Source organism: Adlercreutzia sp. DFI.6.23, assembly GCF_024462535.1.
Lineage (GTDB): Bacteria > Actinomycetota > Coriobacteriia > Coriobacteriales > Eggerthellaceae > Adlercreutzia > Adlercreutzia rubneri.
Window position 1 is genome coordinate 209,802 of record NZ_JANGBP010000004.1, and the last position, 20,440, is coordinate 230,241.

Here is a 20,440-nt window from a genome sequence, read left to right on the forward strand (position 1 = left end):
ACCGTTTTATCCCAGCAGCGCCAGGCGTTTGCCGAGCTCCTGATCCTCCAGCTCAATGACGAGCCGCAGAAGGGCCGTGCCGTCGCGATGCTCCACGTCGCCCGCGAAGGCGGCGATGGCGTCGTAGTAGCGACGGGCGCTCTCGCGGTCGGCCTTGAAGGCGATGGGCGGGAAACCCGCTTCCATGAGCATGAGGTTGAGAAGGGCGCGGCCCGTGCGGCCGTTGCCGTCGCCGAAGGGATGGATGTCCTCGAACACCAGGTGGAACAGCGCCGCCGTCGCCACGCCCGGGTGCGCCAAAGACGATGCGAGCAGCGCGCCCATCAATTCCGGCACGCGGGCGGGAGGGGGCGGATACATAGAAGACGAGGTGACGTAGCGCATGTCCCAGCGGTACTCCCCCGGATCGGCCTCTTCCAAGTGGGCGGCAATGAGGCGGTGCACGTCGAAGACGATCTCTTCGGAAAGGGGCGCGCCATCCGCCGCGAGCTTGCGCACCCGGATGAAAGCGGCGTCGGCGTCCATCACCTCCAAATGGTCGTGCAGCGGCTTGCCGGGAATGGTGAGGTCGCGCTCAAGCACCATGGCCGTCTCGGCGAGGGTGAGGCCGTTGCCCTCCAGCGCCGTCGTCGTATGGGCGAATTCCACGCGGAACGCCTCGGAGGCGCTCCCCTCCTCGCGGGCCGCATCGAAGCCGTGCCGCGAGAGCTCGTCGCGCTTCCGCGCCAGGCGCTCAAGATCGGCGTCGAGCGCGGCATCGTAGGTCGGCTCGACCTCGAAGCGGCGAAGATTGTCCTGATGCCGGGAGAGAAATGCCAGCTGCTCGTCGGTCACGCCGTACATCTTCTCGTAGCCGGAGGCGTACTCCAGCTCCTCTATCTCGTATCGCGCACCCATGCCACTCCGTCTCATACCGCCGGCCTTGTCTTGATCCATTCTAGCGAACGGCAGCGCGGAAAGCCTAGACCGTTGCCAGGCGCACGGCATTTCCACGGGCAGAAACACAAAGCGGCGGCCCGCACAGGGCCGCCGCAAAGGGAGGGACACCGCCCGCGGAGGAGGAGTTGCGCGGGCGGCGAGGAGGGGGGCCGCCGGCCGTGCTGGGCAGGCGGCCCGGCGGAAACGTTACTCGTTCACCTTGTGGGGCAGGTACCACACAGACGGGCTCGTGCCCTCCTCGGCCTTGAGCTGGAAGCCACCTGCAGCCTCGGCTTGGGCCTTGATGTCCTCGAGGTCGCCGAACAGTCGCGCCCCGGCCGGGCAGGCGGCCACGCAGGCCTGGACCTCGCCCTTGCCGGCGTCGATGCGCTCGGCGCAGAAGGTGCACTTGTCCATGGTCATGGGCGGCATGGTCTCGTACATGACCGCCTCGTACTCGCTGAGCTCGGAGCCGAAGTAGCCGTCCTCGGAGGCCGCCAGGTGACGCGCGTCGTAGGGGCACACGGTCTGGCAGCTGCCGCAGCCGATGCACTTGTCCTTATCGATGACGACGATGCCGTCCTCGCGCTTGTAGGTGGCGTCCTGCGGGCAGACCTCCACGCAGGGGGCCGTCTCGCAGTGCATGCACAGCATCGGATAGGCCGTCTTGCGCACGTCGGGGTACGTGCCCTCGAAGACGCGGTCCACGCGGGAGCGGCGCACGCCTGGGCGGGTGCCGTGGGCCTCTTTGCAGGCCACGCTGCAGGCGTGGCAGCCCACGCATTTCTTCAAGTCGATGAGCATTCCGTAGGTCATATCTCATCCCCTCCTAAGCGATCTTCTCGATTTTAACGCGGACACATTGATCAAAGGCGGAACAGATGTGGTCTAAGCGATCCGGCGTCTGACCGGGAATCAGATGCACGACAGGCACGCCTTTGTTGAACGCACGGGGCATGTACTTCGACTTCGATCCCCAATGGCCGCCGATTACCGATACACATTCCGCATGAACGCCCTCGGAGGTTGCCAGCACGCCCTCGACCGAAGCGCCCTCAAGGCTGGAGAGGCGCACCTTGTCCCCGTTCGCAAGGCCCTTCTCCTTGGCCTTGGCTGCGTTCATCTCAATCGTGTAGCCGTAGGGGTTCTCTTCGTTGATCTCGTTGACGTAGGGGTTCTCCATAAGCCAGGAATCGGTGTTGATGGCATCGGTGTGATACACGGGAATAATGTCGAAGTCGGAATCGACCACCTCGTAACCGCAGCCAGGCTTCCAGTCGGGCAGCGCCTCGTAGTCATCGGTCTCCACGGGATGCCCAGCTCGGCCACCTTGGCCTCCACCTTCTCCTTGGCCTCCAGCATGAAGTCGAAATACATGGGCACACGACCAGCGTCGCCGTTCGCCCACAGATACGCCTCATCGACATCGCGCGGATGGTCGTAAACGCCATGCTCCTTGAACCACGCGAAATCATGCTCCTCGTCGATGTTGGACTTCAGCACCGAATCGGCGAAGGCCTCGACCTCGAGCTTCTGATCCATGGGAACAGCGTACTCTTCCTTAACGCGGAAAAACTTGTTCAGCAGACCAATGAACTCAGCGTTCTTGCCAGCGCGATCGGCCAACTCGCTGAACAACTCCCAGCTGGAAGGAGCGCCGTCGCGGGGCTCGACGACCTTCTGCCATACGGCGATCGTCCACGGATTGCCCATACCGCCGATCATGCGGTGATTGTTCGCCGCATGGGGCAAAGGCTCGCTGCGCTCAAGGTAGCAGCACTCCGGCAAAATGACGTCGTAGAAATAGGACGACTCGTTCAAATACATATCGATACCGATAACGTAGTTGTAATTCTTGAAAATCTCTGCTTGCTCGTCGTAGTTGCCCCACCACTTAATGGGATTGCAGGCATAGCAGAAAGCGACTTCGGCAGGCTGGGTATGGTACAAATCGGGATTGGCCTGCGATACGTGCACGAAGTGCTTATCTTCGCTGAGGGGCTGCAGCTCCATCAGGTTCATGCTGGTCGGCGTATAATCGCTCTCGTAAATCTTCTGGTAATAGGAACCCGGGAAGCCCAGCAGCAACCCATCGTACTCGATAAGGCCCTCAGGCTCCCACACGGCGGGGTGCCAAGACATGTTCGGATTATCGTCGGTCCAACCGTTGCAAGCCGGGTCAAAGCCGCAGAAACCGCCGACGGAGTTCGTAGAGCCAATGAGGTTGTTCAGCGTGAACACGGCCCAGCAAATATGGAATGCATGCTTGTGGCGTGTAATGCCCGAAAAAGCATCCACCGCTGCAGGGCGATATGGCAGCGTCACACCGTCGATCTCGATGGTCTCGCCGATATGCGCAGCCTCGCCAAGCTCCTTGGCAATCTGGCGAATGGTGGCCGCCGGCACCGTGGTGATCTCCTCCTGGTACTCGGGCGTGTACTTCGCCACGCGCTCCTTGTACAGGGTAAATCCGGTCTTGCACGCCACGCCGTTCACCTCGAAAGAGCCCTCAAGCTGGGGATCGGCGCATTTGTCGTAGGTCTTCGGCGTGCCGTCAGCGTCCATGTAAAGCGATTTGCCGGCCGTCTCGTCGAAGAGGATACGGCCCGTCTCCACATTCACGAGCGACGGGGCATTGGTGCGCGTCTTCAGGAACTCAACGTCGATGAGCCCCTCCTCGATGAGCACGTTGGCGATAGCGAGCGCTGCGGCGGCATCGGTGCCAAGGCGAATGGGCACCCACAGGTCGGCCTTCTCGCCCGATGCGCCCATATGAGGATCGAACACCACATGGCGAAGACCCTCGGCGCGACGATTCGCGAAGAGCTCGGCGGTCATGTTGAAGCCGTGGCGCGTGGCCGTGCCAGCATTGGTGCCGAACTGGATGACGTAGTTGCAGTACTTGTAGTCGGGACGCGCGTTACCCGTACCCGTAAGCAGGTATTCCATCTGGTGGACGCCCGTGCCGCAAATATCGGAGCTAGCTCCCTCAGCGCTCCCGTAAATGGCGCCGAGGGCGCTGCCGCGCACAAGAGAGCCGATTTGGCTGGCAACCATGGACATGCCGATCACTGCATGGGGGCCGCTGCGCTCGATGGCCTCCCTCATATGGCTGTCGACGAGATCATACGCCTCGTCCCAGGAAATCTCCTCCCAACCGGGATCCTCGTTGAAGCCCTTCTTGGGATTGGTGCGCTTCATGGGCTTGGTGATACGGTTGGGATCGTACAGCATCATAATGCCCGCGGCGCCCTTGCCGCAGATATGCCCGTTGCCAATGGAGCTTTCGGGGTTGCCCGTCAACTCGACAACCACGCCATCGACAACATGGGCTTTGATGGAGCAGTTGTTAAAGCACATGTTGCAGGTCGTGGGAATCCACTCCCCTGCCTCCGGATCATAGGCCGTCTTCTCCGGCGAGGTGCTCGCCAGATCGGTCCCCTCCTTCTCTGCCGTGCCGGACGAGCATCCCGCCAACCCGGCCCCGAGAGCCGCAGCGCCAGCCCCCGCCACGAACCCGCGGCGGCTGATGTTCAAGCCGTTCTCGCTCATAACATTCCTCTCTTTCTCTCATCCCGGAATCATCAGATCCCCTCAATGCGCCCGCAGCGCACGACATTGCGGGCAATCGCATTTTCTCGCGGAAGCGAAAAAGAGTTTGCGCCCCCGGCGTCAAACCAAACAGGCTGAATTGTCGCCCTCGCGACAATTATTCAAAGGGCGCTGTTGTAACATGTAATCTAACTAGCGCCGTAAAAGGGCAGGCTCGCTTCGACGAGAGATCCGTACTCCTCTATAAAGCTCTCGAGCAGCTCAATGCGCCGATACCCCAGATGAAGCATCCCCTCTTCGGCCAAAGCCTTCAACTCGCAGCTTACCGTCGTGCGCCGAAGAGAGGCGATAAAGGCAACATCGCCATGGGCGATGGGAAGAACATGCCCGCAGTCCTCCTCGCGCCCGAGCATTGCATCGAGCCTCACGAGCACCGACGCCACCCGATCGCGCGCTTTCGCATGGGAGAGCGTGAGCAGCTGGCCGTACGTCGAGGTCGTATGGTTAAGGGATATGCGGGCAGTCAGCCTGTGGCCTTCGAGACCCGGCAAGTCGTTAAGACGTTTTTTCACGAAGCTCGAATCGAAGCTGCACAACCTCCCGGGAACGAGGCCTGACAAGAAATTGAAGTTCGATGCGGTGTAAAGACCGTAAATTTCGGCAATTCCCGAAACGGAGCCCCTTCCCGACACGTGATAGGGAATCTCCACCCCGTCGTTTCCATAGGCCTTAGCGATAAGCAAGCCGCTGCGGACGACGAACACGCAGGGTCGCAGCGTAAGATCAGTCCAGGCCATATGGCCGTAATCAAAGTCGATAAAGGTCGGGAGCGCATAGCGATCGGTGCCGACACACGAAGCGCAGAGGAACGCCAAGGGACATTCGGGCCGGACGGGGCAGGAAAGCGCCTCTCGGCGCAACCGCTCCGCATATTCGTTCATCTTCACCGTATCTCCTCGTCGCTTCAGTGAAAGCCGGGGTCATTGCGTTCCATCATCCCTTGGGAAATCCTATCCGGCTTCATCGTAGAAAGGCAGGTGCGCCTCGATAAAATGACCGTAATGCTCGTGCAGGCCCTGCTTAATGCCAATGCGCCGATAGCTCAAATCGATCAGACCGTCGTGGGCAAACGCCTTCAACTCCCTACTTGTTGTCGCTCGTTCCGTACAGGCGAGAAAGGCGATGTCGTCATAGGAGAGGGGCACCGTGCCGCCGAAAGCGGGATCGCGCAAGAGCGCGGCCTCCAGGCGCAGCAGCACCGAAGCCACCTTGTCGCGCGCCCGTTGGTGGGCAAGGGTGAGTTTCTGGCCATGGGCGCACGTAGCCTGGTTCATGGAAAGACGCGCGAGCAACTCGGGCACCGCAGGAACACCCAAACTGTTGATCTGGTCTTTCACTGCATCCCCGTCGAACACGCACGCCTGACGCCGGGCAGACAAATCCGTCCAGAACATCTCGCGGTAGCCCACCGTAACTATATTGGGCAGCAAGAGTCGATCGCCGTCAAATGGCTTGGCGCACAGAAAAGCCAGCGGGCAGAACTCCCGCACAGGACAATGCAGTGCCCCCAAACGCAATTTGCTCGTATAGCTATTACCCTTCACGAAGACCCCCTCCTCGTCGACAAGGTAGAAGCTATTATACCCCCAGCTCGTCGCAACGCGAAAAGCGGTATACTCGCATCACCAATTACCCAGAAAGGAGCCTCCCCATGATCGTCACAACCACCCCTTCGGTAGAGGGATACCGCATCACCGGGTATTACGGCATTGTTTTCGGCGAGGTCATCACCGGCATCAACTTTTTGAAAGACTTCGGCGCCGGCATCCGCAACCTCGTGGGCGGAAGATCCGCCGGCTACGAGGAGGAGCTGATGGCGGCCCGTACCCAGGCCTTGGAGGAGCTGCAGCAGCGCGCCGCGGCCCTGGGCGCCCACGCCATCGTTGGAGTGGACATGGACTACGAGGTGCTCGGCCAGGGCAACATGCTCATGGTCACCGCCTCCGGCACCGCCGTTACCGTGGAAGCGGTCTAAAGCAAACGTCCTCGTTTCAGCGCAACCTCCAACTGCAGAGGCCAACGCCTGCGGTGTCGAACAACTCTAGGCATCAGATAAGACAACATGCTGGGACGACATTCGAAAAAGAGGCCCGAAAGCGCAGAGGGAGGAGGCGCTTTCGGGCCGAGCTATGATTATCCGGCTAATCAAGGCAACAGCAACGAGGATAAATCATCCTCCACTTGGCGCAAGGCAACCTCCACTAGCGCGGCATAACCGCAATAGAAATCGTTCGACGAGTGGCGATGCACCGTATCGCGCCATTGCGGCACCCAACTAAGAGGGTGGCACACCGTGAACGAGACTGCATCTACGAGAGTTTCGCGCATTTTTCCAGACTCACCTTGTTCAAAGAAACCAACTCCTCTCGCGAGCAGATGACCCAAAAACATTAGCTCGTAAGCCAAATGATCGTCGGGTTCGCGAGAAATCAGATCAACCTCTAAACCATGTTTCGCATACATGGCCCTTACCTCAAAAGTTTGATGCTGGAACACCATGCGCTCCTTGTTGAAGTACACCGATTCCCAAGGGGGCGCCAAAACCCTTTTCGTTCCAACAAACAAACGCGTATACTCGGCCCTTAGATCATGGTAGTCTTTCTCCGAAAAGCCAACGTCGCAGCTGCGAGCCCAAGCCAGCAATCGTCGCTGCGCATTTTGCGCATCACTCCCGGCAACATAGGGTATATCCTCAAAAACTTGCTGCTCGACCAATTCGGCAAAAAGGCTCCGATCGGGAATACCGTGAAATATGCGACCGAGCAGCACAAACAGAGCGGCAGCCGCCTCCAATTGGTCCCGAAACTCCATCGACGCTTTCCCGCAGTTGTCGTTCATGCCGCCATTCCCCTACTGCCCCAACGATAACATACGATAACTGCCATCTTCCTTCATTCTCGCATTTCGATGGGGCACAACGACAATGTTTGGCGAGGTATACTCCGATGATGGCAATGGTTGTATGTCAGCGCATGTCCCATAGGCGGCGCGAAGCTCATCGATGTCTCCCACCTTGAGCGCCCGCTGCGGGCACAAGGCAACACAAGCTGGTTCTTCCCCTTGCTCTCGAAGTCCCTGGCATAAGTCGCACTTCCGAACTACGCCCTCGTCTTTCACCAACTGCGGAGCTCCATAGGGGCACGCTTCGACACAGGATCCGCATCCTATGCAAACCTCGGCGTCAACAGTGACCAGCCCTGTTTCCGGATCTTTGGCATGAGCTCCTGTAGGGCAGACCGACACGCAAGCCGGGTTGTCACAGTGGCCACATGAGAAAGTCACCGCACAAGCAAACACATTGGACGGCACGCAAACGCCCGTGACGTCGTCCACAGACCAATCGCCGCCGCAAACCTCGTATACGCGACGCGTCCGAGGCCCGATGTCAAAACTATGCAGATCCTTGCAGGCCAACTCGCATGCTTTGCATCCAATACAGTCCTCGGTATTGATCAGAAAACCTTGCTGCCCCATACTTTAATCCTCCTTGAAAACTTCGCGCGAGTCCCATAGATAGTCGGGAGTAAGCGGCTCCCCATTCCATTTCTCCACATTGCAAATGCAGGTATTCCATGCCTGGTACCCCGTTGTCGTCACATTGGGACCGCAAAGAACATTCATGCAACCAGCCTTATCGATACCAGTTTCCTCGTCAATTTCCACCCAGGCTCCCTGACCCATCGCAAGGACGCCAGGCATGATAGTCTCGGTTACCAACAAAGGACGTAGACATTGACCCCACTTTGAAGTGATGAGCACCGTCTCGCCCGTTTCCATGCCCAATCGATCAGCATCAAGTGTATTCATGTAAAGAGGATGGTCGAAAGCTTCCCTCATCTTGGGAACGTTTGCAAAGTTCGAGTGGATGTGCCGCGGAATATGGAGACTGTATATTTGGAAGGGATAGTCTCCCTTGATTTTTTCATCCCAATTCGAAAATGTCTCTTCATATCCTTCCACCGGCGGGACATAGCGAGGACTTGGTGCAATCTCTTTGAAGCCAAACGCATGAACCTTATCCACGGCAGCTTGGCAGTAAATCTCCAGTTTCCCGGAGGCCGTCTTGCGAGGATTTGCCTCAGGATCATCCCGGAATGACTTGAGCGCGACGCTTGTATACTTATCTCCCTCCGAACGTTCAAGGGAGTAAATGCCCTCGCGCTTGAAATCGAGAATGGGAATGCGTCCTTCTTGAGGAGTACCTTCCACCCCCAAGGTCGCCAAATCGTCTTCAGTAATACTTACGAGATTCTCGAAGTCTGTTCCATCCTCCTTGATGACTTGAGCTGCGGCCACCAAATCGATAACCATCTGCTTTTCAGTCTTAGGCTGGAGAACCTGGCGATCAACACCGATCCGATCAGCAAGCTCTGCTGCAATTTCGGCATCACTCTTGCATTCGAAAAGGGGGTCGACTACTTGGCTGAACCACAAGAGTGATTCGCGCATGCCTTTCGTTACGTCGCCATATCTTTCCCATGGACTTGTAACGGGAAGAACAATATCGGCATATTTGCAGGTTGTAGTCATAACAAGATTCTGAGCCACTACCGTATCCATCATCCGATACGCCTCAATGCCCTTCATAGTGGCAGGACCTTGATTGAGGAAGTTTTCCTGACGGTCATAGATCATGTGCACTTTGTTTTCGTAGATGTTTCCGTCAAGTCCGACATAATTGCGGTCATCCACAATCGAAGTCCACATTTGGTTAACGTTAACCTTGCGATTCTCCAGAGGATTGTTTATCCACTCAATGGGGCATCCGAACGTTTCTCTGCGCAAATGCGCATGCTGCTGACCACCCTTTAGCAGCGAATAGGATAGCCCTTGGAAACCAGCATGACCGCCATCAGAAGCGCAGCAACAACCCGGCTTTCCGATGAGGCCCGCCATAGCGCCAAATGTCATGAGATTCTGACAAAGCTCGGCGCCACTCCCCGTCCGAGCAGGTGCCGACGACATGATTACCGAAGCCCGTTCCGTACTTCCCAGCAAGACCGCCAGTCGCTCAATGTCTTTTGCGGGAGTGCCGCATATTTCCGACGCCCACTCCGGCGTTTTAGGCACACCGTCATAAGTACCGAGAACGTAGTCCTTGTAATTGTCTTTCGGATCGGCTCCTTCAGGCATATGGTCTGCGTCGAAACCGATAGTGCAGCGCTCGAGAAAATCCCAATCGATAAGAGGATTGGTCGAGGGGTCGTCTTGTGAAATAAGCACATAGGCCATGCCCAGGAGCATGGCGCTGTCCGTACCGGGCCGAATAGGAATGTAATCATCTGTCAGCGCACGCGCCGTGGGCGTATAGAATGGGTCGACGCAAATAAACTTCACTCCTGCGTCTCGACATTGCAGGTATTGGTAATTGGGCAACCCCGCACGACTCCAAGCAGGATTCGACGCCCAGAGCACAATGACATCGCTCGATCTCATATCCATGCGATCATTCTGCTCCTCCGGCATGCCAATGAGCTTTGCCATCTCCGTCCATGCCCCAGATGACACTGCGCCAGTCTGCTCCAGGCATCCGCCCTTGATATACATGAGGCGCCCAATCTCCACATCACCCATGCGCTGAGGGACGCCGCCAGGCAGAAGGATGCCCTCATTTCCATAGGTATCGAGAATTCGCTCAATTTCCCCTGCAATCAAGTCCAGAGCTTCGTCCCAGCTAATGCGCTCCCACTCATCACGACCACGCAACTCGCCATGAGCAGCTTCCCCTCCGCCCGGCTGCCAGTTTTTTCGCTTCATAGGGTATTTGATCCGGTCGGCCCCGAATATCATGCCACGAAGTGAACGTCCGCGAGCACAGCCACGTAACTGCGGACAGTCGGGAGAATCCTCGTGCGACTTATCGGTGCCGAGGCGTACCACCTCGCCATTTTTAACCAGCGCCTTATTGAACCCTTTGCTGCCGCAATCAACCCAACAGCTGCATGGAATCCACTCACCAGGATTCTCGTCCACATCGCCCGTATCGCTTATCGGCGTTTTCTCATTGAAACCGACACAGCCTGTCGCACCAAGCGCAGCAGAGCCGACCGTGGCCAATCCCGCCCATTTCAGCAGGCTTCGCCTACTCATCCCCCTCTCAAGGGCCGATGATTTCATCTCCTCCATTGCACCCTACTCCTTTCATATGACATGTATGAGCACTCGAACGAGATGCTCTCGCTGGATCATTATCTTCAAAGGAATAGCAGGTGCTTCTCGGGCAGAGTCCTTATTTGCATTAATCGTTTTTGTAGAATTCCCCCCTATCTCCTTGTTTGCGAAAATTTGAAAACTGATATAGCGACAGCATTGATCGCATCCCCGATCGCCTTCTCTGTTATCATAAACAAGTTTCCAAATAACCAGGGAGGGAAACGTGGGACTTAAGACGTCGTTCGACAGAAGCGAACTGCCGCAAGACCTTGCAGCCATTACGCACTTCCCTCCAGTATCCGATCACCTCACGCCCCCTGCTCAACAAGCAAATTCACACTACACTCCCTTTCCCCTCACTACCCGCAAGATTATATTGAGCGACGAAACCCTCGGCGAGGCAGCACGATTCGAAATGCTTGCATCAAGGTACGACTGTATTATCGGATCTTCCCCATATATCAATTCACTTGTTCGTATCGTCAGCCGTATCAATGGCATATTCCTCGCAGCTCGCGAGGGAAAGCAAGCCAGCTATCAGCTATGTTGCTATAACGATTTTCTCAACGAGAGCCCCCCCCCCCCACGACCAACAAAGGCACTGTCGGCATTTCTCGTCTTGAATCGTTTGGACTCAACGAAATAAACCGGGATGTCTTCAACGCTTCGCGATGCGCCTGCCAGATGGCAAACATCGAAACCAAGCTGCTCGATTCAGGGTTGCCCAGCACCATTACCCCCAGTTTTATCCTGTCGCTTCACTCCACTTTAAGCGCTATATACAGTCCAGGCGTATCCGCAGGTCTTCGAAATCACGATTTTTCGGCTCCTCGCCCCATTCAGGGAGAGAGCATCTATCGTCCACCTTCGCCATTAGAACTGCCTGTATTTCTAAAAGACCTTGCCGCTTTCATCAACGATTCAAAACTCAGCCCCTCAATCAAGGGCGCCCTCGTCCATTATCAAACGGAAGCAACGAAAATGTTTTCTTCCCACACCGAACAACTTAATTGCGCCCTGTTGATAGGCCTTTGGCAAAACGCAGGATTAATAAAGCGCCTCATACTCCCAATAGCTGTAACACCAGCCCTCGAGACAAGCAAACGGGAAAAGTCCTGCAATCTTATCGGTTCTCGCCCCTTAAAACCGAAGTGCAAATGATTGACGACTGGATTTACCACACTGCCCGAGCTTCGCAAAATGCCGTGCAGATCGAATACGGGATATTTTCAATTATTGGGAAAATAGTAGACAAGTGGGAGGCCCTCCTCGCTTCATCGGAAGTTCATCTGACAAAAACAATGCGCAAACTTCTTATTGCCATCGTTGGAGCCCCAGTCTTTTCCATCGCCTCCCTTGCACATGCAACTGAGGCAAGCTATACAACTGTCTCCAATATAATTACCCTGCTATCCTCCCACGGCATCATTACCCAAGTCAGTCGCGGTCGACGCAACAAAGTCTATGCATGCCCCGAGGCCCTGGGGCTTTTCGATACAATTATCGCCGAGGTGGCCTGAGACCCCTACTCCGCGTGCTTTAAGGCCTGGTCGAGCTTCTGGCTGATGACCTTGGTGACGCCATCGCCTTGCATGGACACGCCGAAGAGCACGTCGGCCATTTCCATGGTACGGCGCTGGTGGGTGATCATGATGAGCTGGGTCTCGTCGCGCAGGCTGTCAATGTAGGCCGCCAGACGGCGCAGGTTCGTGTCGTCGAGCGCCGCCTCCACCTCGTCCAAGATGTAGAACGGCGTCGACCGGATGCGGTAGACCGCGAACAGCAGCGCCAGCGCCGTAAGCGACTTCTCGCCGCCGGACAGAAGCATCATCTTCGCGATGCGCTTGCCCTTGGGCTGGGCGTTCACCTCCACGCCGGTGTTCTCCAGATCATCCGGATCCACGAGCGACAAATTCGCGCTGCCACCGGGGAAGAGGATGGAGAAGATCTCTTGGAAGTTGCGATCCACCGCCTCGTAGGTGCGGATGAAGTCCTCCTTCATGCGCGCGTCGATGACGCGGTTGATCTTCGCGAGCGAGCGCCGGGCGCGATCGAGGTCGTCCAGCTGGGCGGCCAGGTAGTCGTAGCGCACCTTCAGCGCGTCGTACTCCTCGGCGGCGTCCGGGTTGATGGTGCCGAGGTTGGCGATGCGACGGTTGATCTTGAACAGGGCGTCCTCCACCTCGGGCCGGTTCTCCAGGGGCGGCACGGAAAGCGCCGTCTCCAGGGGCACGGACAGGTCGGTCGCGATATGGTTCACCGCCGCCTCAACCTGGAGCTCGAGCCGCCCCTTCTGCACGCGGGCTTCACTGAGGCGCTCGCTTACGCCGTCGAAGAGGGCGTGGGCCTCATGGGCCCGGCCGCGGGCCTCGGTGACAGAGGCGTGCAGCCCGCTCGAGGAGTCCTCGGCGGCAGTAGCCCGCTCCTCCAGCTGACGCGTCCACTTCTGGGCCGAGGCCGTCAGCTCGTCGATGAGAGCGAGCACCGGCTCGATGCGGGCGGCGGAGACCGTCTTCGCGCGCAGGGCCACACGGGCCTCCTCGCTCGCGGCGGCAAGGGCCTCCAAGTCGCGGACACGGGCATCGCGGACGCGCTCGGCGTAGGTAGTGCGCTCGGAGAGCGTGGCCTGCGCCAGCTTCGCCTCGGCGAGGCTGTCGGAGACGCGATGGGCCTCGCGGCGCAGAGGCGCCAGCTCCTCGCTTAAGGCCTCCTGCTTCTTCTTGCCCGCATTCAGCGCCGCGTCCAGCTCCTTCACCCGGGCCTCGAAGGATTCCACGTTGGGACGGGCCGACGCCACGGCGGCCTCGGCCTCGGCGCGCTGGCGCTCGACGGATTCCAGCTCGCGGCGGCAGGAGGCCAGCTTCTCGGCGGCGGCGCTCGCGGTGTTGCGGGCCGCCTCGGCACGGCCGCGCAGGTTGGCCAGGGCCTGGGAAAGCTCCAGGGACGTGGCCTGGGCCTGGCGCAGGGCCTCCTCGGCCAAGCGGTGGGCCTCCTCAGCCTTGGCCTGGGCCGCCGCCGCGCCGGAAAGCTGCGCCCGCAGCTCCTCCAAGTGGCGCACGCGGGCGAGCACGCCGGCCCCCTCGTCCACCACGGCGCCCCCCACGCTCACCTTGCCGGAGGGCCATACAATGGCACCATCCGGAGTGGCGAAGCGCAGGGCCGCGTCGTCCCGTCCGTGGGCGGAAAGCGCCGCCTCCAGGGTCGGGCACACCACCACATCGCCCAGAAGCGCCTCCACGGCGCCCCGGGCCTCTTCCGGGAAGAGGAGCTCGTCCACGAGCGGGACGCCCTCGGCCCCGCCGAAGCGCTCGCGCCGAACACGGGCCGCGCCGCGGATGCGGGAGGGACTGGCGTCGTCGCGAATGAGGAAGGACGCCTCGCCCGCGGCACCGGCGGCGGCGAGCTGTCCGGCGATGAGCTCTACCGCGCCCGCGTCTTCCACGAGCAGCGTGGCCACGTCCCCGCCCAGAAGCGATTCCACCAAAGGCTCGAAGCCGGCCGAGACCTGGATGACGTGGGAGAGCGGCTCGCAGAGCCCCAGCACCTCGTCGACGTGCTCCACGAGCCACGCCCGGGCCTCGCCGGCGGAAAGCGCGCTTGAGCGCTCCATCTCCTCCAAGGTGGCGATCTCCACCGAAAGGGCCCGATGGGCGTCGCGAGCCTCGTCCATGGCGGCGCGGGCCGCGTCGCGGGACTGCACGGCGGTGCCCACGGCGGCGCGCGCCGCCGCCTCGTCCGCCACCAGCGCGGAAAGCTCGCCATCGGCCTCGGCGGCCCCGGCCGCCGCGCGCTCGGCCTCCTCTTGGGCGCGCGCGAGCTCGAGCGCCAGCTCGGCGGCGCGCCCCTCCACTACCTGCACGTGGGCAAGCCCGTGGGAGAGCGCCTCGGTGTTCTCGGCATGGCGGCGGCGCGCCGTCTCGCGCTCAGCGGTCATCTTCTCGGCGTCCTTGGAAAGGGCGGCAAGCTCACGCTCCAGCGCGCCGCGGCGCACTCCCAAATCGCGGTACACCGCATCCAGATCCGACACCTTCTTCTTAGCCGCGTCCAGCTCGGCGGCCGCCTCCTCGTACTGGGCCGTCGCGCGCGCGAGTTCGGATGCCGCCTCGTCGGCCTTCACGGCATTGGCTTCGATGGAAAGCTCCAGCTCGCCGGCCCGGGCCGTGGCGGCCCGACGCCGCTCGCGCAGCATCATGGCCGCGGAGTCGAAGCGCTCGACGACCGTCGCCGCCGCGCGATGGCGCCGCGACAGGTCGCCGGCGTCCAGCGTCTGCTGGCGGATGCGCTCCTGCAGCGCCTCTACAGCGGCCTCGGCCTCCTGGATGGCGCCCCTTCGCTCCTCCAGCTCGGCGGAAAGCGCCGCCTCGCGCTCCTTGGCCGCATCCCACTCCTTCTGAAGCCCCCGCAAATCGTCCACCGCCAGCGATAGCGCCAGTTCCGCCTGCTGCACCGCGAGCTCCTGGTAGGTGCGCGCCTTCTTGGCCTTGCGCTCGAGCGGCCCCAGCTGCCGGGCCACCTCCCCCACCACGTCGCGGGCGCGCAAAAGGTGCTGGTCCATGTTCGCCAGCTTCCGCTCGCTTTTCGCCTTGCGCTGCTTGTGTTTGAGAACGCCGGCGGCCTCCTCGATGAGCGCGCGGCGATCCTCCGGCTTGCTCTGCAGGATGGAGTCGAGCGAGCCCTGGGAGATGATGGAATGGGTGCCGGTGCCCAGGCCCGAGTCGTGCAGGATGTCCAACACGTCCATGCGCCGGGCCACGGTGCCGTTGATGAGGTACTCGCTCTCGCCGTTGCGGTACATGCGCCGGGTGATGGCCACCTCGTCGAAATCCACCGGCAGCGTGCCGTCGGAATTGTCGAGCACGAGATCGACCTCGGCGAGACCGGAGGCCTTGCGCGCCGAGGAGCCGGCGAAGATGACGTCCTCCATGGCCTGGCCGCGCAGGTTCTTGGCGTTGCGCTCGCCGAGCACCCACAGAACAGCGTCCGAGATGTTCGACTTGCCCGACCCATTGGGACCCACCACGGCGGTGATGCCCGGCTCCAGCGTGAGCGCGCTGCGGTCGGCGAAGGATTTGAAGCCCTTGAGAACGAGAGATTTCAGATACATGGGCGCCTAATCCTGCTTCTTCTTGGCGGCGGCGCGCTCGGCCCTCGCGGCGGCCTTCGCGGCGGCCGCAGCCTCGCGCTCGGCGACCCGCGCCGCCTTCGTGGCGGCCTTCTCCTCGGCGCGCGCCGCCTTCTCGGCCGCTTTCTCGGCGGCCTGCTCCTCGGTCATGCCGATGCCGAAGAACTCGGAGAGGCGCGCGAGCGTGGATTTTGCCGCCTGGCTCTCGGCCTCCTTCTTCGTGCGGCCGACACCCTGCGCGAGCCCCTTGTCGCCGGCGTACACCTGGGCGACGAAGGTGCGGTCGTGGGGCGGCCCTTGGGTCTCCACCAACCGATAGGTGGGCGTGATGCCGCCCTCCTGCAGCTTCTCCTGCAGGGCGCTCTTGGGATTCTCCGGCTCGCGCGCGAGATCCAGCGACATCTTGGGCATGAGCGTGCGATCGACGAAGGCCCACGCCGCATCGATGCCGCCGTCGAGGAACAGTGCCGCCACCACGGCCTCGTAGACGTTCTCGAGCGCCGAGTGCAGCCCGCGCCGGCCCGTGCCGGTCTCCGATGAGCCGAACACGATGACGTCGGCGAACCCGAGTTTCTCGGCCACCTCCGACAGGCTCGCGCCGGAGACGAGGGCCACCTTGATGCGCGTGAGGCCGCCCTCGTCCAGTTCGGGGAACTGATGGAAGGCGGCGTTGGCCACCAAGGCCCCCAGAATGGAATCGCCGAGGAACTCCAAGCGCTCGTAGGAGAACTTCACGGCCCGACCCTCGGTGGCGGAAGGATGAGTGATGGCCGAGAGCAGGTACTGGGTGTTCTCGAAGGTGCGGCCCACAATCTTCTGGGCGCGCTCAAGCTTGGTCTGCTGTTCTGCGGTGAGGCTCATCGGGCATCAGAGGCGGCGGCCTCCCCCTTCTCCTCGGCACCAACGGCCGCGGAAGCCGACGCAGGCGCGGCGGCCACGCGCTCGGCGATGACCTCCGGCACATGGGCGCGCACCGTGGCGGCGGCCACGGCGATGCCGTTCTTCACGGCCGTCTCGTTGGAGGAGCCGTGCCCCACGATGACGGCGCCTTTGACACCGAGCAGCGGCGTGCCGCCGTAGGTGTCCGGCGACATCTTCTCCTTGAGCGCGCCGAGCGGGCCCTTCACGAGCAGCGCCCCCACTTTGGAAAGCGCCGTGGACATGAGCGCGGCCTTCAGGTTCCGCATGAGCGTCTTGGCGGTGCCCTCGATGGTCTTCAGGCAGACATTGCCGGTGAACCCGTCGGTGACCACCACGTCGAAGTCGCCCGCCATGAGGTCGCCCCCCTCGCAGTTTCCGGCGAAGGCGGGGACGGTCTCGGACAGCAGACGGTGGGCCTCCTGGGCGAACAGGTCTCCCTTGGTGTCCTCCTCGCCGATGTTCAGAAGACCGACCTTCGGGCGCTCCACCCCCATGATGGCGTTCATGTACACCTCGCCCATCTGGGCGAACTGCACGAGGTACTCCGGCTTGCAGTCGGCGTTGGCTCCCACGTCGATGAGCAGGGTCGGACGGGCCCAAGCCGGAATGACCTGGCCCAAGGCCGGGCGCTTCACGCCTTTGATGCGCCCGACGACGAGCGTGGCCGCGGCCAGGCAGGCGCCGGTGGAACCGGCGGAGAAGAAACCATCGGCGGCGCCCTCCTTCACGAGCCGGCAGCCCACGACGATGGAGGAGTCCTTCTTGGCGCGCACGGCGCCGGCCGGATGCTCCCCCATCTCGATGACCTCGGTGGCCACCTGCGCCGTCGCCCGATCGTGAACGGCGGCGAAGGGCTCCACCTCCTCGGCCGGCCCGACGAGCGTGAGCCTCAAGTCGGGATCGGCCTCAAGGGCCTGCAGGGCGCCGCGCAGCACCACGGCCGGGCCGCGGTCACCGCCCATGACGTCCACGGCGATTGTTACTGGTTCTGCCACGTTGCGTATCTCCTCAAAACGATGCGCCGCCCGGGGCGGCAGGGTCATTCGTTGCACGGGCACTGCGCATCCGGCCCTACCCGCACAGCCTGCGGACACGGTCGGAGGCACGGGCCTATAGCCAAAAAGCCCCCTGGCAGACCAGGCTTATCCAGCTTGGCATGCGAGGAGGCTTTGCCGACATCGCGGAGACTACCTGGCGCCTCCGCGACCGTCACGCACAAAAGCTACTCGGTCTCGATGACCTCGCGGTCGCGATAGTAGCCACAGTTGCCGCACACGCGGTGAGGAAGCTTCACCTCGCCGCACTGGGGGCAAATGGAGCGGGCGGGAGCCGCGATCTTGTCGTTGGTGCTGCGACGGGCGTGGGTACGGGCACGGCCCATTTTGCGCTTAGGTACTGCCATCTCGATTACTCCTTCTATAGCTGGGAACAGCGGGTGCCGTTCACAACTTCTTCTGTAAACGCACGATCTGATATGATACCCAACCGCACGCGGCCCCGCAAGGGCAATTTCCCACGAATTCGCCAGCGGTCACGGCTTCTTCACGACAAGGCGCGCCCGCGCCGCCGAAGTCGCGCGCTTCAGAATGCCAGTGGCCCCACGTCCGTACAATCCCACATCGCGGCCGAGGGAGAAGGAGACGGCCACGGCCAAAGCGAACGCGGGAGCGCCGGCCCAGCCGAAAATCTCGCAGCCCATGAGGAAGGCGGTCACCGGGCAGCGGCTCATGGCGGCGAAGAAGGCAACGAGCCCCACAGCCGCTGAGAAAGCCGGATCGCCCTGGGTCATGACCGTGCAGCTCGCGCCGAGCAGCGCGCCCACGGTGAAGGTGGGCATGATCTCGCCGCCGCGCAGCCAAAGCCCGAGGCACACGATGGTGAGCAGCGCTTTCACGGCGAAGGTCCACCCGCCGGCGCGGCCGGCGAGCGCGTCGGAGAGCAGGTTGGCGCCCGTGCCCTCGAACCCGCGCCAATCGAACAGCGTGACCAGCACCGCCATGAGCACGCCACCCAGGGCTGCCCACAGGTAGTAGTTCTGCGAGATGCGCTTGGTGAGGCGCTGGGCGCCGTCGATGATTTGAATGTAGACGGTTCCCACCAGCGCGCAGGCGACGGCGATCACGACGCATTGGCCGACAACGGGCCATGACAGCGCAGGCAGCGGCACCTTGGGGATGACATCGCCGATGCCGATGATGCTCGCCAGGCCGAAGGCCACGAAGCACGCCAGCAGCATGAAGGGCGCATGCCGCCAAACCGAGCGGTCGTAGCGGGAGAGCTCGATGACGAAGGCCGTCGATCCCAAGGGCGCGAAGAACAGCGCCGCGAAGCACGCGGCCATGCCGCAGGAGGCGGCATAGGCGTGCACGCCGCCGCTGGCGCCTCCGCCGCTGCCTGCGCCTCCGGCCGCGCCTTTGCTTGCGCCCGCGCTCCCAACCGCGACGTCACCGCCGTCCGCGCCACCTGCGCCGTCGGCATGGCTTTCGCCCTTCCAAACCCCCGTCATGGGCCGCAGATTCAAAGGGCGCGCGACAAGGTCGCCCAGCGAGGCCCCCATGTGCAGGGCGGCCGCCTCCTTGCCCACCGAGGCGCCTCCGAGAATAGAAAGCGCCGTGCCGAGCAGAATGCCCGGGGCGAGCGCGGGCGAGATGGGGCGATCGGCGCAGATATCGTTTATCACCGTGTGCGTCGTGGTGTCCAGCGGAAGCTTCAGGGCGCGGTACAGCAGAAGGCTCGCCACCGCGAAAATGGGCAGAAGGTACAGCAGCCAGCCATGGGCGCAAACGAGATCGTAGGCCCAGCCGACAACGAGGCACAGCACCACCGAGGCCGCCGCCCCCACGACACCGACGGCCACGGCGAACACCCCGTGGCGCAGCACCTGCGCTCTCGCTGCCCCTTTCACCGCATGCCTCCTCGCTCCCACGCATCCGAACCGTACGGGACAACTTTAGACGACCTTTCGCACTCATAGCCCGAAGGGCGGCGAAGCGTTTCCGCCGCGCCGCCCTTCGTTGAAAAGCCGTTATGGACCGGATGTTCTACTTGTCGCCGAAGTCGAAGTTCTTGAGGGCCGCGAACGGGCTCGCCTCCACGTCCGCCTCGTCGCGGGAGCAGCCGCAGGGCCCCTCGTTCAGATTGGCGCCGCACTGGGGGCACAGCCCCTTGCAGTCGTCGTCGCACAGGGGCACGAGCGGCACCTCGAGCAGCAGGGCCGCCACGATGAGCGGCACCAGATCGATCTTGCGGTTGTCAGGCAGGAAGTCGAACTCGTCGCCTTCCATATCCTCCGGCGTCTCCGCTTCCTCCTCGCCGCCGATGAGGAAGTATCCCTCGATATCGCCCTCCAAGCCGTAGGTCACGTCCTCCAGGCAGCGGGCGCACTGGGTCGCGGCGTCGCCCGCGGCCGTGCCCTGGATGAGGATGGCGTCGCCGGTGTTGGTGGCCTCCAGCGACCAGGAGACGGGCGCCGCGAAGGTGTAGGTGTCCGGGCCGGCGGCCAGCTCGGCCAGATCGAGCGTCCCCTCGAAATGCCGGGTCGCCGCCGTCTCCAGCAGCGCCTCGGGAATGGCGATAATCGCCGTGGCATCCGTAGCCATTTTCTCATTCCTTTCCGTAAATGCCACTTCGACCTCGAAATGGCATTTACTTCCAAAAAAGAAGACGCGCCACAGACGGCGCGCCTTCGTCACTTGCTTGCTTACTGGCGCCACG

18 protein-coding genes are annotated in these 20,440 nt (G+C 61.6%); 3 read left to right on the forward strand and 15 right to left on the reverse strand.

Translation table 11 applies throughout. The features are described from left to right. Positions 1 to 6: 6 nt before the first annotated feature. From NE591_RS05400 to NE591_RS16225, 6 genes are all read right to left on the reverse strand, one after another. Positions 7 to 897, reverse strand: coding sequence for a Fic family protein (locus NE591_RS05400; protein ID WP_173113252.1), 891 nt, complete (start codon positions 895 to 897; stop codon positions 7 to 9). A gap of 228 nt (positions 898 to 1,125) precedes the next feature. Beyond that, positions 1,126 to 1,734: a 4Fe-4S dicluster domain-containing protein gene (locus NE591_RS05405; protein ID WP_114549535.1), complete on the reverse strand. Its 609-nt coding sequence runs from the start codon at positions 1,732 to 1,734 to the stop codon at positions 1,126 to 1,128. 13 nt (positions 1,735 to 1,747) lie between these two features. Next, positions 1,748 to 2,101 carry a molybdopterin dinucleotide binding domain-containing protein gene (locus tag NE591_RS05410; RefSeq protein WP_256156428.1) on the reverse strand — a complete coding sequence of 118 codons (354 nt, stop codon included), beginning with the start codon at positions 2,099 to 2,101 and terminating at the stop codon, positions 1,748 to 1,750. After that, positions 2,038 to 4,470, reverse strand: a complete 2,433-nt coding sequence (locus tag NE591_RS05415; RefSeq protein ID WP_256156429.1) for a molybdopterin-dependent oxidoreductase — start codon at positions 4,468 to 4,470, stop codon at positions 2,038 to 2,040. Before NE591_RS05415 ends, NE591_RS05410 begins: the two co-directional genes overlap by 64 nt. A 188-nt stretch (positions 4,471 to 4,658) precedes the next feature. After that, positions 4,659 to 5,411, reverse strand: a complete 753-nt coding sequence (locus NE591_RS05420) for a Crp/Fnr family transcriptional regulator (RefSeq protein WP_241521407.1) — start codon at positions 5,409 to 5,411, stop codon at positions 4,659 to 4,661. A 69-nt stretch (positions 5,412 to 5,480) separates the two neighbouring features. After that, positions 5,481 to 6,074 (reverse strand): helix-turn-helix domain-containing protein, encoded by a 594-nt coding sequence (locus NE591_RS16225; RefSeq protein ID WP_173113258.1) that lies wholly within the window; start codon positions 6,072 to 6,074, stop codon positions 5,481 to 5,483. A gap of 107 nt (positions 6,075 to 6,181) precedes the next feature. On the opposite strand from NE591_RS16225, the gene NE591_RS05430 reads away from it, so the two are divergent. Then, positions 6,182 to 6,505 (forward strand): heavy metal-binding domain-containing protein, encoded by a 324-nt coding sequence (locus tag NE591_RS05430; RefSeq protein ID WP_114549539.1) that lies wholly within the window; start codon positions 6,182 to 6,184, stop codon positions 6,503 to 6,505. A gap of 170 nt (positions 6,506 to 6,675) precedes the next feature. Here NE591_RS05430 and NE591_RS05435 read toward each other — a convergent pair whose 3' ends face one another. From NE591_RS05435 to NE591_RS05445, 3 genes are read right to left on the reverse strand one after another with little or no spacing between them, the layout of a single operon-like run. Continuing rightward, on the reverse strand, positions 6,676 to 7,368 hold the full coding sequence (locus NE591_RS05435) for a molecular chaperone (RefSeq protein WP_173113261.1): 693 nt from the start codon (positions 7,366 to 7,368) through the stop codon (positions 6,676 to 6,678). Between the two features lie 12 nt (positions 7,369 to 7,380). Then, positions 7,381 to 8,004 (reverse strand): 4Fe-4S dicluster domain-containing protein, encoded by a 624-nt coding sequence (locus tag NE591_RS05440; RefSeq protein ID WP_114549541.1) that lies wholly within the window; start codon positions 8,002 to 8,004, stop codon positions 7,381 to 7,383. Positions 8,005 to 8,007: 3 nt separating this feature from the next. Beyond that, positions 8,008 to 10,656 carry a molybdopterin-dependent oxidoreductase gene (locus NE591_RS05445; RefSeq protein WP_114549542.1) on the reverse strand — a complete coding sequence of 883 codons (2,649 nt, stop codon included), beginning with the start codon at positions 10,654 to 10,656 and terminating at the stop codon, positions 8,008 to 8,010. 711 nt (positions 10,657 to 11,367) lie between these two features. On the opposite strand from NE591_RS05445, the gene NE591_RS05450 reads away from it, so the two are divergent. Together NE591_RS05450 and NE591_RS05455 are read left to right on the forward strand one after the other, a co-directional pair. Further along, positions 11,368 to 11,844, forward strand: a complete 477-nt coding sequence (locus tag NE591_RS05450) for a hypothetical protein (protein ID WP_256156431.1) — start codon at positions 11,368 to 11,370, stop codon at positions 11,842 to 11,844. Next, a complete protein-coding gene (locus NE591_RS05455) occupies positions 11,841 to 12,203 on the forward strand; it encodes a hypothetical protein (protein ID WP_256156433.1) in 363 nt (120 codons plus the stop codon). The genes NE591_RS05450 and NE591_RS05455 overlap by 4 nt, the downstream gene beginning before the upstream one ends. Positions 12,204 to 12,208: 5 nt before the next feature. Here NE591_RS05455 and smc read toward each other — a convergent pair whose 3' ends face one another. The 6 genes from smc to NE591_RS05485 all read right to left on the reverse strand — a co-directional run bounded on the left by smc (position 12,209) and on the right by NE591_RS05485 (position 20,325). Next, positions 12,209 to 15,787, reverse strand: a complete 3,579-nt coding sequence (gene smc, locus NE591_RS05460) for a chromosome segregation protein SMC (protein ID WP_173113273.1) — start codon at positions 15,785 to 15,787, stop codon at positions 12,209 to 12,211. A 6-nt stretch (positions 15,788 to 15,793) separates the two neighbouring features. Further along, a complete protein-coding gene (rnc, locus tag NE591_RS05465; RefSeq protein ID WP_114549725.1) occupies positions 15,794 to 16,666 on the reverse strand; it encodes a ribonuclease III in 873 nt (290 codons plus the stop codon). After that, positions 16,663 to 17,721 carry a phosphate acyltransferase PlsX gene (gene plsX / locus NE591_RS05470; protein WP_256156436.1) on the reverse strand — a complete coding sequence of 353 codons (1,059 nt, stop codon included), beginning with the start codon at positions 17,719 to 17,721 and terminating at the stop codon, positions 16,663 to 16,665. Before plsX ends, rnc begins: the two co-directional genes overlap by 4 nt. A 227-nt stretch (positions 17,722 to 17,948) precedes the next feature. Then, a complete protein-coding gene (gene rpmF, locus NE591_RS05475; RefSeq protein WP_022739698.1) occupies positions 17,949 to 18,128 on the reverse strand; it encodes a 50S ribosomal protein L32 in 180 nt (59 codons plus the stop codon). 129 nt (positions 18,129 to 18,257) lie between these two features. After that, positions 18,258 to 19,631 carry a chloride channel protein gene (locus NE591_RS05480; RefSeq protein ID WP_173113280.1) on the reverse strand — a complete coding sequence of 458 codons (1,374 nt, stop codon included), beginning with the start codon at positions 19,629 to 19,631 and terminating at the stop codon, positions 18,258 to 18,260. Between the two features lie 136 nt (positions 19,632 to 19,767). Then, positions 19,768 to 20,325, reverse strand: coding sequence for a DUF177 domain-containing protein (locus NE591_RS05485; RefSeq protein WP_173113283.1), 558 nt, complete (start codon positions 20,323 to 20,325; stop codon positions 19,768 to 19,770). Between the last annotated feature and the right edge of the window lie 115 nt (positions 20,326 to 20,440).

Coding starts and splice junctions, on each gene's coding strand:
- NE591_RS05415 (WP_256156429.1), bottom strand. CDS start 4,470: ATGAGCGAGAACGGCTTGAACATCAGCCGCCGCGGGTTCGTGGCGGGG.
- smc (WP_173113273.1), bottom strand. CDS start 15,787: ATGTATCTGAAATCTCTCGTTCTCAAGGGCTTCAAATCCTTCGCCGAC.
- NE591_RS05400 (WP_173113252.1), bottom strand. CDS start 897: ATGGGTGCGCGATACGAGATAGAGGAGCTGGAGTACGCCTCCGGCTAC.
- NE591_RS05440 (WP_114549541.1), bottom strand. CDS start 8,004: ATGGGGCAGCAAGGTTTTCTGATCAATACCGAGGACTGTATTGGATGC.
- rnc (WP_114549725.1), bottom strand. CDS start 16,666: ATGAGCCTCACCGCAGAACAGCAGACCAAGCTTGAGCGCGCCCAGAAG.
- NE591_RS05430 (WP_114549539.1), top strand. CDS start 6,182: ATGATCGTCACAACCACCCCTTCGGTAGAGGGATACCGCATCACCGGG.
- NE591_RS05405 (WP_114549535.1), bottom strand. CDS start 1,734: ATGACCTACGGAATGCTCATCGACTTGAAGAAATGCGTGGGCTGCCAC.
- NE591_RS05485 (WP_173113283.1), bottom strand. CDS start 20,325: ATGGCTACGGATGCCACGGCGATTATCGCCATTCCCGAGGCGCTGCTG.
- NE591_RS05450 (WP_256156431.1), top strand. CDS start 11,368: ATGGCAAACATCGAAACCAAGCTGCTCGATTCAGGGTTGCCCAGCACC.
- NE591_RS05455 (WP_256156433.1), top strand. CDS start 11,841: ATGATTGACGACTGGATTTACCACACTGCCCGAGCTTCGCAAAATGCC.
- NE591_RS05435 (WP_173113261.1), bottom strand. CDS start 7,368: ATGAACGACAACTGCGGGAAAGCGTCGATGGAGTTTCGGGACCAATTG.
- rpmF (WP_022739698.1), bottom strand. CDS start 18,128: ATGGCAGTACCTAAGCGCAAAATGGGCCGTGCCCGTACCCACGCCCGT.
- NE591_RS05420 (WP_241521407.1), bottom strand. CDS start 5,411: ATGAACGAATATGCGGAGCGGTTGCGCCGAGAGGCGCTTTCCTGCCCC.
- NE591_RS05445 (WP_114549542.1), bottom strand. CDS start 10,656: ATGGAGGAGATGAAATCATCGGCCCTTGAGAGGGGGATGAGTAGGCGA.
- NE591_RS05410 (WP_256156428.1), bottom strand. CDS start 2,101: ATGGAGAACCCCTACGTCAACGAGATCAACGAAGAGAACCCCTACGGC.